At 75.1% G+C, this 14455-nt stretch carries 12 protein-coding genes and 1 pseudogene; 8 read left to right on the top strand and 5 right to left on the bottom strand.

The features are described 5' to 3' along the window. Nucleotides 1-11: 11 nt before the first annotated feature. Nucleotides 12-1169: an ROK family transcriptional regulator gene (locus ACIBW6_RS31235; protein WP_399065547.1), complete on the top strand. Its 1158-nt coding sequence runs from the start codon at nucleotides 12-14 to the stop codon at nucleotides 1167-1169. Nucleotides 1170-1428: 259 nt separating this feature from the next. Here ACIBW6_RS31235 and ACIBW6_RS31230 read toward each other — a convergent pair whose 3' ends face one another. Then, entirely contained in the window at nucleotides 1429-2190 is a 762-nt protein-coding gene (locus ACIBW6_RS31230; RefSeq protein ID WP_399065544.1) for a GntR family transcriptional regulator, read from the bottom strand. A gap of 254 nt (nucleotides 2191-2444) precedes the next feature. Further along, nucleotides 2445-3326, bottom strand: a complete 882-nt coding sequence (sigJ, locus tag ACIBW6_RS31225; protein ID WP_399065542.1) for an RNA polymerase sigma factor SigJ — start codon at nucleotides 3324-3326, stop codon at nucleotides 2445-2447. Nucleotides 3327-3481: 155 nt separating this feature from the next. Here sigJ and ACIBW6_RS31220 point away from each other — a divergent pair, with 155 nt between their 5' ends. Further along, nucleotides 3482-4312 (top strand): alpha/beta fold hydrolase, encoded by an 831-nt coding sequence (locus ACIBW6_RS31220; protein ID WP_399065540.1) that lies wholly within the window; start codon nucleotides 3482-3484, stop codon nucleotides 4310-4312. 84 nt (nucleotides 4313-4396) lie between these two features. On the opposite strand, the pseudogene ACIBW6_RS31215 reads toward ACIBW6_RS31220, so the two are convergent. Then, nucleotides 4397-5185: pseudogene (locus tag ACIBW6_RS31215) on the bottom strand (DMT family transporter); the annotation flags it as partial. A gap of 205 nt (nucleotides 5186-5390) precedes the next feature. On the opposite strand from ACIBW6_RS31215, the gene ACIBW6_RS31210 reads away from it, so the two are divergent. The 3 genes from ACIBW6_RS31210 (at nucleotide 5391) to ACIBW6_RS31200 (ending at nucleotide 9923) form a co-directional block, all read left to right on the top strand. Then, nucleotides 5391-6824, top strand: coding sequence for a PLP-dependent aminotransferase family protein (locus tag ACIBW6_RS31210; RefSeq protein WP_399065538.1), 1434 nt, complete (start codon nucleotides 5391-5393; stop codon nucleotides 6822-6824). 172 nt (nucleotides 6825-6996) lie between these two features. After that, on the top strand, nucleotides 6997-8580 hold the full coding sequence (locus ACIBW6_RS31205; protein ID WP_399065536.1) for an alkaline phosphatase D family protein: 1584 nt from the start codon (nucleotides 6997-6999) through the stop codon (nucleotides 8578-8580). A gap of 98 nt (nucleotides 8581-8678) precedes the next feature. After that, nucleotides 8679-9923 carry a GNAT family N-acetyltransferase gene (locus ACIBW6_RS31200; RefSeq protein WP_399065534.1) on the top strand — a complete coding sequence of 415 codons (1245 nt, stop codon included), beginning with the start codon at nucleotides 8679-8681 and terminating at the stop codon, nucleotides 9921-9923. Here ACIBW6_RS31200 and ACIBW6_RS31195 read toward each other — a convergent pair. Then, complete coding sequence (locus ACIBW6_RS31195) at nucleotides 9856-11067, bottom strand: trans-sulfuration enzyme family protein (protein ID WP_399065532.1); 1212 nt, start codon at nucleotides 11065-11067, stop codon at nucleotides 9856-9858. The genes ACIBW6_RS31200 and ACIBW6_RS31195 overlap by 68 nt on opposite strands. 59 nt (nucleotides 11068-11126) lie before the next feature. On the opposite strand from ACIBW6_RS31195, the gene ACIBW6_RS31190 reads away from it, so the two are divergent. Together ACIBW6_RS31190 and ACIBW6_RS31185 are read left to right on the top strand one after the other, a co-directional pair. Then, a complete protein-coding gene (locus ACIBW6_RS31190; RefSeq protein WP_399065530.1) occupies nucleotides 11127-11615 on the top strand; it encodes an Lrp/AsnC family transcriptional regulator in 489 nt (162 codons plus the stop codon). Between the two features lie 20 nt (nucleotides 11616-11635). Further along, nucleotides 11636-13336: a DUF885 domain-containing protein gene (locus tag ACIBW6_RS31185; protein WP_399065528.1), complete on the top strand. Its 1701-nt coding sequence runs from the start codon at nucleotides 11636-11638 to the stop codon at nucleotides 13334-13336. 21 nt (nucleotides 13337-13357) lie between these two features. Here ACIBW6_RS31185 and ACIBW6_RS31180 read toward each other — a convergent pair whose 3' ends face one another. Then, a complete protein-coding gene (locus ACIBW6_RS31180; protein WP_399065526.1) occupies nucleotides 13358-13831 on the bottom strand; it encodes a rhodanese-like domain-containing protein in 474 nt (157 codons plus the stop codon). Nucleotides 13832-13975: 144 nt separating this feature from the next. On the opposite strand from ACIBW6_RS31180, the gene ACIBW6_RS31175 reads away from it, so the two are divergent. Further along, a complete protein-coding gene (locus ACIBW6_RS31175; protein WP_399065524.1) occupies nucleotides 13976-14443 on the top strand; it encodes an Lrp/AsnC family transcriptional regulator in 468 nt (155 codons plus the stop codon). Nucleotides 14444-14455: the final 12 nt, after the last annotated feature.

Here is a 14455-nt window from a genome sequence, read left to right as displayed (position 1 = left end):
GAGGACGGACGTTGGGGCAGCTGACCGGCGGAGATCCCTCTCTGCTCAGGCGGATCAACAGTGCTGTGGTGCTGCACGCGCTGCGCTCCGCGGATTTCGCGACACTCACCGAGATCACCCGGGTGACGGGGCTGTCGCGGCCCACCGTCGAGGGGGTCGTCGAGGGGCTCATCGAGGCCGGGCTCGTCGTGGAGACCGCCGTCGAGGAACCGGGGGCGCGGCGGCAGGGGCGGCCCGCGCGGAAGTTCCGCTTCCGGGCCGAGGCGGGGCATCTGCTCGGCCTGGAGATCGGCCCGCACCGGGTCGCCGCGGTGCTCTCGGCGCTCGACGGCAGGGTCCTCGGCTCGGCGTCCAAGGACGTCGACGAGGCCGCCCCGGCGGAGGAGCGCATCGAGCGGCTGCGCGGCACCGTCGCGGACCTGCTGCGGCGGGCCGGGGTGGCCCGTAGTTCACTGCGCGCGGTCGGCGTGGGCAGCCCGGGCATCGTGGAGGCCGACGGCACGGTGCGGCTCGGCACGGCGCTGCCGGGGTGGACGGGGCTGCCGCTCGGCGAGCGGCTGCGGCGCTCCTTCAAGTGCCCGGTGATCGTGGAGAACGACGCCAACGTGGCGGCCGTCGCCGAGCACTGGAAGGGCGCCGGGGTCGACTCGGACGACATGGTGTTCGTGATGGCGGGGCTGAGCCCCGGGGCCGGGGCGCTGATCGGCGGCAGGCTGCACCGGGGGTTCGGGGGCGCCGCCGGGGAGATCGGGGCGCTGCACCTGCTGGGCCGCGAGGTGCGGCCGGAGACGCTGTTGTCGACGACGGGCGAGCCGCTGCACCCGCTGGACGAACCGGCCGTGGCGAAGGTGTTCGCACTCGCCCGGCAGGGCGACGAGCGGGCCGGGGCCGCGATGGAGCGGTTCATCCAGCGGCTCGTGCACGACGTCGCCGCGCTGGTGCTGGCGCTCGATCCGGAGCTGGTCGTGGTCGGCGGATGGGCCGCGGGGCTCGACGGCGTCCTCGACCCGCTGCGGCACGAGCTGGAACGGTACTGTCTGCGGCCACCCCGGGTCGCCCTGTCGCTGCTCGGGGAGGCCACGGTCTCCACGGGGGCGTTGCGGCTGGCCCTGGATCATGTGGAGGGGCAGTTGTTCGCCACGGAGGGGACGGTGTCGGCTCCCCGGTGACGCGCCTGCGGCGGCACGGCAGCGTCGGGCGGGGCCCGGGTCACGAAAGCCGTGCGGGGGGCGGCCGGCTCATGGGGCTGGGCGACGCGCCCGCGGCGGCACGGCACCGTCGGGCGGGGCCCGGGTCACGAAAGCCGTGCGGGGGGCGGCCGGCTCATGCGACCGGGTGCCCCTGACGGAACGTCTTCGAAGGGCCGGTCACGGATGACCGACCCTTGCGTGACGGAAGACGCCGCCCCGCCCCGGAGGGGGCACGGGCTCAGCAGGCCCGGGACTGCGGGGTGTGGTGGATCTCCACGCCGGGGGTGTCGCCGAAGGTCAGACGGCAGGTGTCGGCGCGGTAGGTGGCCATGGAGACCGCCGCGGTGTCGCCGTCGCTGAAGTAGCGGGTGGTGACGACGAGGACGGGGGCGCCGGGCAGGCGGTCCAGCTCCCTGGCGTCCTCGGCGCGGGCCGAGCCCAGTTCGACCGCGCGGTCCTGGCCGTCGAGGCCGAAGCGCTGCAGCTCGCGCAGGACGGCACGCGCGCGTGCGGCGCCCGACGGTGCGTCTATGGCCGTCAGGTCCGGCACCGAGGCCGAGGGTACGTAGAGCAGTTCGGCCGCGACGGGCTGGCCGTGCGAGACGCGGGTGCGGCGCAGCACGTGGACGGTCTCCTCCGGCGCGGTGCCGAGCATCGCGGCGACCGCGGCCGGCGGGACGTCCGGGGTGCAGTCGACGGCCTGCCACGCGTCCCCGCTGGCGCCCGGCCAGTCCTGGTCGGTGGAGTTGACGGCGACGCCGACCCGGGGCGGCGCGACGGTGGTGCCGACGCCGCGCCTGCGCTGGAGGCGTCCTTCGAGTTCGAGCTGTTCCAGGGCCTGGCGGAGCGTCGCCCTCGCCACGCCGAACCGGGCCGCGAGGTCGCGCTCGTTCGGCAGGATCTCCCCGACGGCGAACTCGGAGTCGAGCGCGTCGCTGAGCACGGTCTTCAGATGCCAGTACTTCGGCTCCGGTGCCGCTTCCAACTGCGTGGTCCCCACCCTGTCCTCCGCAACAGCCGTGCCCCGGCGGCTTTTTAGCGCCCTTGTTTATTAAAGGTTCCTGCACTAACACTGCGAGAGTAGGCCCGCCTCGAGACTTGGTCAAGACCAATCCTCGACGGGTTGGCGCCCGCGCGGGGGCCGGGCCGCGAGACGTTCATGGCGGGCCGCGCTCCGTTCATGTGGTGTTCGCAGGGCGCGCGGGCGGGCCCGCCGGTCGCGGACGCGTACGGCGGGCCCCTGTGGTGCGGTGACTACCGCAGCGTCCGGAGTTTGTCGGGGTTGCGCACGATGTAGACGGACTGGATCCTGCCGTCGCGGACGCCGAGCTGGACGACGGAGTCGACCCGGCCGTCGGCGAGGACGAGCAGCGCCGGGGCGCCGTTGATCTCCGCGGTGCGGAACGCGTACGTCTGTGCGCTCCCGCGGCCCGCGGCGCCCGCCACGAACCGGCCCACCTTGTCGGCGCTCTCGATGACGCGCACGGGCGCCTTCGACTTGCCGCCGCTGTCGCCGACGAGGCGCACGTCCGGGGCGAGCAGCGACATGAGGCCGTCGAGGTCCCCCTCGGTCGCGGCGGCGAGGAAGCGCTCGGTGAGGTCGCGCTGCTGGGCCGGGTCGACGTCGAACCGGGGCCGCCGCTCCTCCACGTGCCTGCGAGCCCGGGCGGCGAGCTGGCGGACCGCGGGCTCGCCGCGCTCCAGCGCCGCCGCGATCTCCGCGAAGGGCAGCCCGAAGGCCTCGCGCAGGACGAACACGGCGCGCTCCAGCGGGGAGAGCGACTCCAGGACGACGAGGACGGCGAGCGACACGGAGTCGGCGAGCACGGCGCGCTCGGCGGTGTCGGGGACGGTGGGGCCGAAGTCGGTGACGAGCGGTTCGGGCAGCCACGGGCCCACATAGGACTCGCGCCTCGCCTGGCTCTGGCGCAGCCGGTCGATGGCGAGGCGGGTGGTGATGCGCACCAAGTAGGCCCGCGGTTCGCGCACCTCGTCCTGGCCGGCCCGGGACCAGCGCAGCCAGGCGTCCTGGACCACGTCCTCGGCGTCGGCGACGCGGCCCAGCATGCGGTAGGCCACGCCCATCAGGACGGGGCGGTGCTCTTCGAAGACGTCGATCCCGGTGTCGGTGGCCACGCCCCCATCCCAGCCGACGGGGCCGGGCGCTGTCCAGGCGGACCCGCCCCCGGAGCGCGTCCGGCCTCTTGAACTGGCGGCTACCGGACGGTAATTGTTGCTGACAAGGTGTCTAAGGAACCGCCGAGGCGTGGCGGGGACAGGGAGCGAACGACATGGCGGCACAGGCGTCCTTCAGCATCGACGGCCCCGCCGGGCCGCGCCCGGTGACCCTCGCGTACGAGCGGACGGGCACCGGGGAGCCCCTGCTCCTGCTGCACGGCATAGGCCACCACTGGCAGGCGTGGGAGCCCGTGCTGCAGATCCTGGCGGCCGAGCGCGACGTGATCGCGGTGGATCTCCCGGGCTTCGGGACGTCGCCCGCGCTGCCCGAGGGGCTCACCTACGGGCTGTCGAGCGTGGTGCCGGTCCTGGACGCGTTCTGCCGCGCCCTGGGGGTCGAGCGGCCGCACGTGGCGGGCAACTCGCTGGGCGGGCTGCTCGCCCTGGAGCTGGGCCGCGAGAAGCGCGTCCGGTCCGTGACGGCGCTGTCGCCCGCGGGCTTCTGGACCCAGGCCGAGCGGCGCTACGCCTTCGGGACGCTGCTCGCGATGCGGCAGGGCGCCCGGCGGCTGCCGCTGCCCCTGGTCGAGCGGCTGTCGCGGTCGGCCGCCGGGCGGGCCGCGCTCACCGGCACCATCTACGCGCGGCCGGGGCGCCGGTCACCGGAGGCCGTCGTCGCCGAGACGCTGGCGCTGCGCCACGCGACCGGCTTCCGCGAGACGCTCGACGCGGGCCGCTCGGTGCTCTTCCGCGACGACGTCCCCGAGATCCCCGTCACCGTCGCCTGGGGGACGCGGGACCGCATCCTCGTCCGCCGCCAGGGGATCCGCGCCAAGGGCGTCCTGCCGGGCGCGCGCCTGGTCCGCCTCCCCGGCTGCGGCCACGTGCCGATGAACGACGACCCGGCGCTTGTGGCCCGCGTCATCCTCGACACCAGCCGCTGACCGGCGGCGGAACGCCCCCGAGCCCAGGGTCACCCCGGCGCCCACCAGGGCGCTTCCCGCGCCCTGGGCGAGGCCGTAGGAGCCCGAGCCGACCAGCGGCGCCGTACAGGCGGCGGCGACCGGGATCAGCCCGGAGAACAGCGTGGCGCGCTCCGCGCCGATCCGCTGCATGCCCATGTACCAGCAGACGAAGCCGACCACGGTGACGACCACGGCCTGCCACAGCAGGGCGAGGCTCTCGGCACCGTCCGGCACCCGCACCCAGGACGCCCCGTCGGCGACCAGACCCACGACGGCCGCCTCCAGCGCGGCGAGCGCGCAGACGACGCACGACAGGAGGCGGGGGCCCAGCGGGCGCAGGACGGGGACGGCGAGGACCGCGAAGCCGACCTCTCCGGCGAGGGCGCCCACCGAGAAGGCGAGGCCGACGGCGTCGGTGTGCCCCCAGCCCTGGACGACGAAGGCCCCGGCGGCCACGCACACGGCTCCGTGGAGCACGGTCCGCTGCGGGCGCCGCCCGGCCGACAGGGGGACCAGGACGGCGACGAGGACGGGAGCGCAGCCGACGAAGACGCCGGGCACCGCGGGTTCGGCGGTGCGTTCCGCGGCGAGGACGGCGAGGTTGAAGCCGACCATGCCGACGGCGGCGAGGAGGGCGAGGCGGCCCCACTGCCGCGGCCGCAGCCGGCGCAGCGGGGCGGCACCGCCCCGGCCGACCAGCGGGACGAGCAGCAGGAAGGCGATCCCGTAGCGCAGGAACTGGCCGCCCGCGTACGGGTAGTCGCCCAGGACGCTGTTGGCGGTGAAGGAGCAGCCCACCAGGACGCAGGCGAGGGCGGCGAGGAAGGTGCCGCGCAAGGAGGTGGCGTTCATGGCGTCGACGCTAGGAGGGTGACTGGTCCCATACGAGGACCACTTGTGGGCCGCTATGAAGGACCAATCACGCCTCTCTGTACGACGCCCCCACCCGACTGCCCGTGCCCACCTCCGTAAGACGCCCGCACCCAACCTTCCGTGCCCACCTCCGTAAGACGCCCGCGCCCGACTCGGTAGGTCGCCCGCATTACGCTCCCTGCGTATGACGTCCGCGCCGAACTCCGGCTCTCCGTCCGCCGCGTGGGAGCTGCTGGTGCCCGCCGTCGCCGTCCCGGCACGCGCGCGTGGTCGCTCGTTGCAGGCGGCGCTGCGTGCGGCGGTGCGCTCGGGGCGGCTCGCGCCGGGGACCCGGCTGCCCTCCAGCCGGGATCTGGCGGGCGACCTCGGGGTCTCGCGCGGCCTGGTCACCGAGGCGTACGAGCAGCTGACCGCCGAGGGCTACCTGCGCAGCGGGCGGGGCGCGGGGACCTGGGTGGGCGAGGCCGTGCGGGCCCCGGCCCCGGGCGCGCGGGACCTCGCCCCCGGCCCGGCCCCCGACGTCCGCGCCGACTTCGTGGCGGGCGGCCCGGACCTGTCGCTCTTCCCCCGCTCCGCGTGGGCGGCGGCCCAGCGCGAGGTGCTCGCCGCGGTGCCGCACGCGGCCCTCGGCTACCCCGATCCGCGCGGCCTCCCCCGCCTGCGCACCGCGCTGGCGGAACTGCTGGCCCGGCGCCGGGGCGTGGTGACGGACCCGGAGCGGATCATCGTCTGCTCCGGGGTGACGCAGGCGGTGACGCTGCTCGGCGTGGTGCTCCACGCGCGCGGTGAGACGGCCGTCGGGGTGGAGGGGCCGGGCAGCCCCCAGTACGAGGAGCTGTTCGCGACGGCGGGGCCGCGCGCGGTGCGGGTGCCGCTGGACGAGGAGGGCCTGTCGATGGAGGCGCTGCGCGCGTCCGGGGTGCGGACGGTGGTCACGACCCCGTCGCACCACTTCCCGTCGGGCATCGCCTACTCGGCGCGGCGCAGGGCCCAACTCCTCGACTGGGCGCGGCAGATGGACGGACTCGTCGTCGAGGACGACTACGACGGCGACTTCCGCTACGACCGCGCGCCCGTCGGCGCCCTCCAGGGACTCGACCCGGACCGCGTCGCCTACACGGGCTCGGTGAGCAAGTCGCTGATGCCGGGGCTCCGGCTCGGCTGGCTGGTCGTGCCGGACACCCTGGCCGACGAGGTCGTCGCGCGCAAGCGGTACATGGACCTCGGCAATCCGGCGCTGGACCAGGCGGTGCTGGCCCGCTTCGTCGAGCGGGGCGACCACGACCGGCAGCTGCGGCGCTGCCAGCGCGCCTACAAGGAGCGGCGGGACACTTTGGTGGCGGCCCTGGACGCGTACCTGCCCGGTACGGAGGTGGCGGGGATCGCCGCGGGTCTGCACGCCATCGCCACCCTTCCCGCCCGCTGCGGTCCGCAGCGGACCCTCCTGCCTCGCCTGGCGGCGGCCGGCGTGGCGGTGCGGCCGCTGAGCGACTACGGCGGCGCCGCGGACGGCGACCGGGTCTGCCTGGTGCTGGGCTACGCGCACCTGACGCCGGTCCGCATCACCGAGGGCGTACGGCTGCTGGCGCGCGCCGCCGGGGCGACGCGGGCCGGCTGACGCGGGGCGTGCCCCGCGCGCCCGGTTCCCCCGGGGCCGGAGCCGGTTGTTCACTTGGGGTTCGTGTGCACGCCGTGGGAGGACAGTTGGCTGGGGTCCGCGGCGTCGCGCACGGCGCGCGCACCGCGCTCGTGCCGTCGCACCGTCCTCGGAACCGTCACTGGAGGCGCTCATGTCCCACCGCCCGCCGAGTTCCCTGCCCGGCCGCCGTGGCGTGCTGCGGGGCTCCCTCGCCGCGTCGGCGGCCCTCGCGCTGCCGACGGCGGGCGGTCTCGCCGCGCCCGCGTTCGCCCGGTCGGGGCGGCCCGAGGCGGCCTGGGGCGTGCAGAGCGGCGACGTCACCGCGCACGCGGGCCTGGTCTGGGCCCGATCGGACCGGCCCGCACGGATGGTCGTGGAGACCTCGGCCACCGAGTCGTTCCGGCGGCCGACCCGGTGGCACGGTCCGCTGCTGGGCCCGGGCACCGACTTCACGGGCACGACCCGGCTGCGGGGCCTGCCGGCCGGCGAGCAGATCCACTACCGGGTGCTGCTCGCCGACCCGGACGATCCGCGCCGCACCGGCGCCCCGGTCACCGGCACGTTCCGTACCGCCCCCGCAGGGCGCCGGGACGGGGTGCGGTTCCTGTGGTCCGGGGACATCGCGGGCCAGGGCTGGGGCATCAACCCGGACCGGGGCGGCAACCGCGTCTACGAGGACATGCGCGCCCTGGACCCGGACTTCTTCCTGTGCAGCGGCGACAACATCTACGCGGACGGCCCGATCCTGCCCAGCGTGACGCTGCCCGACGGGCGGGTGTGGCGCAACGTGACGACGGCGGAGAAGTCCAAGGTCGCCGAGACGCTCGCGGAGTTCCGCGGAGCGTTCCGCTACAACCTGCTCGACGAGCACGCCCGCCGGTTCAACGCCCAGGTCCCCACCATCACGCAGTGGGACGACCACGAGGTGCACAACAACTGGTACCCGGGCCAGATCCTGGACGACGACCGCTACACCGAGAAGAGCACGGACGTGCTGGCGGCCCGGTCGCTGCGCGCGTTCAGCGAGTACTTCCCCCTCTCGACGCTGCCGCCGGGCGACCCGGACGGGCGGGTGTACCGGGTGCTTCACCAGGGCCCGCTGCTCGACGTGTTCGTCCTGGACATGCGCACGTACCGCGACGCGAACTCGCCGAACAAGCAGCCCGACGACACCACCGGCATCCTGGGCGCCCGGCAACTGGAGTGGCTCAAGCGCGAGTTGTCGCGGTCCCGCGCGGTGTGGAAGGTGATCGCCTCCGACATGCCGCTGGGGCTCGTGGTCGCGGACGGGGCGGTGGACTTCGAGGCCGTCGCGCAGGGCGACCCGGGCGCGCCGCTGGGCCGGGAGTTGCAGATCGCCGAGTTGCTGCGGCACATCAAGCACCGCGGGATCACCGGCACGCTGTGGCTGACGGCCGACGTGCACTACACCTCGGCGCAGCACTACGAGCCGGAGCGCGCGGCGTTCCAGGACTTCGCGCCGTTCTGGGAGTTCGTGTCGGGGCCGCTGGCCGCGGGCGGGTTCCCGGCGGCGAAGCTGGACGGGACGTTCGGTCCGCGCCAGGTGTTCGTCAAGGCCCCGGACCGGGCCAACACCTCCCCGGCGGAGACCCCGCCGTACTTCGGTGAGGTCGCCATCGACGGTGACAGCGGGGAGCTGACCGTGCGGCTGCGGCAGGAGGGCGGCGACGTGCTCTTCGCCCGGACGCTGCATCCCGGACGCGTCGGGCAGTGACTCCGCCGGACAGCGACTCAAAACGGGCATTGGTGCTCTTTACCCATCGGTCACAGACCGTTCGCGGCCGCGCAACACCGCTCCTTCACAGTGGACGCATGAGTCGATTCCTGCCTGCCGCGCCGCACACGACGAACGAGCAGCACGAGAGCACCGCCCGCCGGGGACGCGGCGCCCTGCTGGCCCGGGCCACCCAATGGTGGTCACGCCGCCAGGGGCACGCTCCCCCGGCGCCGGACGGCACCGGCGCGCCGCTGGACCCGGCGGGCAGCGCCCTGTGGCGGATGCGTACGACCGTGCGCGACGAGCCGGGTTCGCTGGCCGCGCTGTGCACGTCCCTGGCCCACCACCGGGTGGACATCCTGAGCCTGCAGACGCATCCGCTGGCCGACGGCACGGTGGACGAGTTCCTGCTGCGCGCCCCGCAGGAGCTGCCCGCGGCCGAGCTGGTCCGGGCCGCGACGGACGCCGGTGGCAGCGACACCTGGACCGAGCGGGCCGACGCGCACGACCTGGTGGACGCACCCACCCGCATCCTGGGCCTGGCCACGCGCACGGCCCTGGACGCGGCCGAACTGCCGCTGGCACTGCGCCAGTTGCTGGGCCGCTGCACGATCAGGTCGCTGCCCGCGCAGGCCGCGGCGCGCGACGGCGCCCCGGCCGGCTTCGAGGACGGCGTGATGCGGCTGCGGACGCCCGAGGGCGGACTGATCACGGTGGAGCGGCCGTACCTGCCGTTCACCCCGACCGAGTTCGCCCGGGCCCGCGCCCTGGTGGAGCTGGACGCGCGCCTGGGCCCCCGGGTGCCGCGCCGGCAGGACGTCCTGACGCTGCCCGAGGGCAACGAGATCACGGTGCGCCGCGCCCACCCCGCCGACCTCGCCGCGGCCCGCGCGCTGCACGAGCGGTGCTCCCGGCGGACGCTGCGGATGCGCTACCACGGACCCGTCGGTGACGCGGACCGCTACCTCGACCACCTGCTCAGCCCGCGCTACGGCCGCACGCTCGCCGCCCGTACCGCCTCCGGGCGGATCGTCGCCCTCGGCCACCTGCTGTGGGACGGCGACGAGACGGAGATCGCGCTGCTCGTCGAAGACGACTGGCAGCGCCGCGGCATCGGTTCCGAGCTGCTGCGCCGCCTGGTCGCCTCGGCCCGCGAGGCGCGCTGCGCGAGCGTGTACGCCGTCACCCAGGCGTCCAACACGGGGATGGTCGCGGCGATGCGGGGCCTGGACCTGCCGCTCGACTACCAGGTCGAGGAGGGCACGCTGGTGATCACCGCCCGGCTCGACGCGGCACCGGCGCCGTCCCCGCTCCCTCGCGAAGAGGCCGAACAGCGCTGAGGGCGGGCCGCCCCGGGCCCAGCGCGCGGTCGAGGTCGGCCCACAGGTCCTCGACGTCCTCCAGGCCGACCGACAGGCGCAGCAGCCGGTCGCCGACGCCCGCCGCCCTGCGGTCGTCGGCGGCCACGACGCGGTGGCTGATCGAGGCGGGGTGCTGGATGAGCGAATCGACGCTGCCGAGGCTGACCGCCGGGGTGATGAGCCGGACGCCGGCGATCACCTCGTGCGGGTCCCCCGCCACCTCGAAGGCCACCATGGCGCCGCCGATCCGGGGGTAGTGCAGGCGGGTGACGCGGGGGTCGCCGGTGAGCCGCCGGACCAGTTCCGCCGCGGTCGCCGAGGCCGCCCGGACCCGGACCGGCAGGGTCGACAGCCCGCGCAGCAGCAGGTAACCGGCGAGCGGGTGCAGCACACCGCCGGTCGCGAAGCGGACCTTGCGCAGTTCCCGTGCGAACAGTTCGTCGCAGGCCACCACGCCGCCCAGCACGTCGCCGTGGCCGCCGAGGAACTTGGTCGCGCTGTGCAGCACGAGCCGCGCGCCGCTGTCCAGGGGCCGTTGCAGCACGGGCGTGGCGAAGGTGTTGTCGACGAGCAGCGGCACGGCGCCGCAGGCGTGCGCGACGGCCCGCAGGTCGACCTCGGCCAGCGTCGGGTTGGCGGGCGACTCCACCAGGACCAGGCCGGTGTCGGGCCGGACCGCGTCCGCGATGCCCGCCGCGTCGACCCAGGTCACCTCGGAGCCGAGCGCGCCGGCGGTGAGCAGGTGATCGCTGCAGCCGTAGAGCGGGCGGACCGCGACGACGTGCCGCAGACCCGCGCCGAGACGCGCGAGGAGGACGGCGGTGAGCGCCGCCATGCCGCTGGCGAACGCGACGGCGGTGTCGGTCCCTTCGAGGCGGGCGAGGGCCGTCTCGAAGCGGGCGACGGTCGGGTTGCCGAGCCGGCCGTAGACCGGCGGCCCGTCGTCGAGGACGCCGTGGGCGGCGAACGCGTCGAGGCGGGCGGCCTCCGCGCGGCTGTCGGCGCAGGGGTAGGTGGTCGACAGGTCGAGGGGCGGGGCGTGCAGTCCGAGGGCCGCGAGATCGTCGCGGCCCGCGTGCACGGCCTCGGTGGCGAGCGCCCGGGGGCGGGAGTGGTCGTCCATGGGACCAGGCTGAACAACGGGCGGGGCCGAAGGCGCAACTCCCGTGCTACGTTCGCCCGATGGCCGATTCCGTCGTACTCGATCCGGTCGATCTGGAGATCCTGCGGCTGCTGCAGAACGATGCCCGCACCACCTACCGCGATCTGGCGGCGCAGGTCGGCGTCGCCCCGTCGACGTGCCTGGACCGGGTGGCCCGGCTGCGCCGCTCGGGCGTGATCCTCGGGCATGTGCTGCGGCTCGATCCGGCCCGGCTCGGGCGCGGGCTGCAGGCGCTGCTGTCGGTGCAGGTGCGCCCGCACCGCCGGGAGCTGGTCGGACCGTTCGTGGAGCGGGTGCGCGCGCTGCCCGAGGCGCGCACGGTGTTCCACCTGACCGGCCCGGACGACTACGTGGTGCTGGTGGCCGTGCGCGACATGGCGGACCTGCAACGGCTCGTCCTCGACGAGTTCACCGCCCGGCGCGAGGTGGCCCGCGTCGAGACCCGGCTGATCTTCCAGCAGTGGGAGTGCGGCCCGCTGCTGCCGCCGGAGGGTGACGCCACCCCCTGACCCGTACGAGGATGGGACGCATGCCAGCCACCCCGAGCACCCAGCAGAGCCCGAGCCGACTGCCGCGGCAGGTCGCCGACGACCATGTGGACGCCTTCGTCGCCCTCGACCCCGTCACCGGTACGTACCTCGGTGACGCCGCGTCCCACAGCAGGCTGCCCGACCTGTCCCCCGCTGGGCTGGACGCCGTGGCCGAGCTGGCCCGCGCGACGCTCGCGCGGCTCGACGAGGCGGAGCGCGCCCCGGGCGGCGACAGCGACGTCGAGCGGCGCTGCGCGCGGCTGCTGCGTGAGCGGCTGACCGCCGAACTCGCGGTGCACGACGCCGGGGAGCACCTGCGGGCCGTCACCAACCTCGGCTCGCCGGTCCACCACGTGCGTGAGGTCTTCGCCCTCATGCCGACCGGCACCGACGAGGAGTGGGCGGCGGTCGCGGCGCGGCTGCGGGCGGTGCCCGGGGCGTTCGCCGGGTACCGGGAGACCCTCGGCCTCGGGCTGCGGCGCGCGCTGCACGCGGCGCCCCGGCCGACGGCCACGTTCGTCGCGCAGCTCACCGAGTGGGCGGGGCAGGGGCGCGGCTGGTTCACGGAGTTCGCCGCCGGAGGGCCCGAGGCGCTGCGCGGGGAGCTGTCCGAGGCGGCGCGGGCCGCCGACGCGGCCACCGCGGAGCTGCGGGACTGGATGCGGGACGTGTACGCGCCGGCGATCGAGGGCTCCCCCGACGTCGTGGGCCGCGAGCGGTACGCGCGCTGGTCGCGCTATTACAACGGCGCGGACCTGGACCTGGACGAGGCGTACGCGTACGGGTGGAGCGAGTTCCACCGGCTGCTCGGCGAGATGCGTACCGAGGCGGAGAAGATCCTGCCGGGCGCGGCGACGCCGTGGGTGGCGCTCGCGCACCTGGACGCGCACGGGCGGCACATCGAGGGCGTCGACGAGGTACGCCGGTGGCTCCAGGGCGTCATGGACGAGGCCATCGACGCGCTGGACGGCACCCACTTCGAACTCGCCCCGCGGGTCCGGAAGGTGGAGTCCTGCATCGCGCCGGCCGGCAGCGCCGCGGCGCCGTACTACACGGCGCCGTCGGTGGACTTCTCCCGGCCGGGCCGCACCTGGCTGCCCACGATGGGCGCGACCCGCTTCCCCGTCTACGACCTGCTGTCCACCTGGTACCACGAGGGCGTCCCCGGTCACCATCTGCAACTGGCGCAGTGGGTGCACGTCGCCGAGGACCTCTCGCGCTACCAGGCGACGCTCGGCGGGGTCTCCGCCAACGCCGAGGGCTGGGCGCTGTACGCGGAGCGGCTCATGGACGAACTGGGCTTCCTGACCGACGCCGAGACGCGGCTCGGCTACCTGGACGCGCAGATGATGCGCGCGGCCCGCGTCATCGTCGACATCGGCATGCACCTGGAGCTGGAGATCCCGGCGGACTCGCCGTTCCACCCGGGCGAGCGGTGGACCCCGAAGCTCGCGCAGGACTTCTTCGGCGCGCACAGCAGCCGTCCGGCGGACTTCGTCGAGAGCGAGCTGACCCGGTACCTGTCGATCCCCGGCCAGGCCATCGGCTACAAGCTGGGCGAGCGGGCCTGGCTGCTCGGCCGGGACAACGCGCGGGCCGCGCACGGCGCTTCCTTCGACGCGAAGGCCTGGCACATGGCCGCGCTCTCGCAGGGCTCGCTCGGCCTGGACGACCTGGTGGCCGAGTTGTCGCGGCTGTAGCCCGCGCGGGCGGGCGCCGGTTCAGCAGCCGCAGTCCCCTGAGGCGGCGGGCGCCGTCAGCAGGTCGGGCTCGGCGCGGGCGGCGCCCTCCCAGGTCTCGTAGGCGAAGCCCTCGCGGACCCAGTACTCGAATCCGCCGAGCATCTCCTTGACCTGGTAGCCGAGGAGGGCGAGGGCGAGGGCCGCGCGGGTGGCGCCGTTGCAGCCCGGGCCCCAGCAGTAGGTGACGACGGGCACCGACCGGTCGAGGAGCTGGTCGGCCTGCTCGGCGATGAGCGCGGTGGGCAGGTGCAGCGCGCCCGGGACGTGCCCCTGGTCCCAGGAGGCGGTGGAGCGCGAGTCGAGCAGGACGAACCCGGGGTCACCGGCGGCGAGCGCGGCGGCGACGTCGGACACGTCGGCGTGGAAGGCGAGGCTCGCGCCGAAGTAGGCGGCAGCGGCGGCCGGCGAGGCGGGGGCGGTGCCGAGGACGGGGTGGGTGGCAGTGGAGGTCATGGGGCGTCCTTCGTCGGTCGGGGCGGGGATGCGGGGACGGTGTGTCCCCCGGCTTGAAATCTACGGGCGCCGGACCCCGCACTGAAGGGACGATCCCCGGCGCACCCCTTGTTCCGCCGGGGATACACCTGCTATTCATCGACGATGACCGTTGATTCCACACCCCTGCCCGGTTACGTCCCCGACGCCACGGACTGGCGGCTCCTGGAGGTCCTCCAGCGCGACGGCCGGGCCGGGTACGCCGAGCTGGCGCGGGCCGTGTCCATGTCCGCGAGCGCGGTCACCGAGCGGGTGCGGCGGATGGAGGAGGCCGGGATCATCGCCGGGTACACGGCGGTCGTGGTGCCCGAACGGCTCGGGCTGCCGATCCTCGCGTACGTCCGGCTGCGCTACCCGAACGGGAACTACAAGCCGTTCCACGACCTGGTCGAGGCGGTGCCGGAGCTGCTGGAGGCGCACCACGTGACGGGGGACGACTGCTTCGTCATCAAGGTCGCCGCCCGCTCCATGAGCCACCAGGAGGAGGTCGCGGGGAAGATCGGCACGCTGGGTTCGGTGACGACGAGCGTGGTGTACTCCTCGCCGCTGCCGCGCCGGGCCCTGGCCCGCTGACCCGGCCGGGCG

It is taken from the genome of Streptomyces sp. NPDC049813, from assembly GCF_044465085.1.
GTDB lineage: Bacteria > Actinomycetota > Actinomycetes > Streptomycetales > Streptomycetaceae > Streptomyces.
Note: the sequence above shows the minus strand (reverse complement) of the source record. Positions and strands in the feature narration are given on the sequence as shown.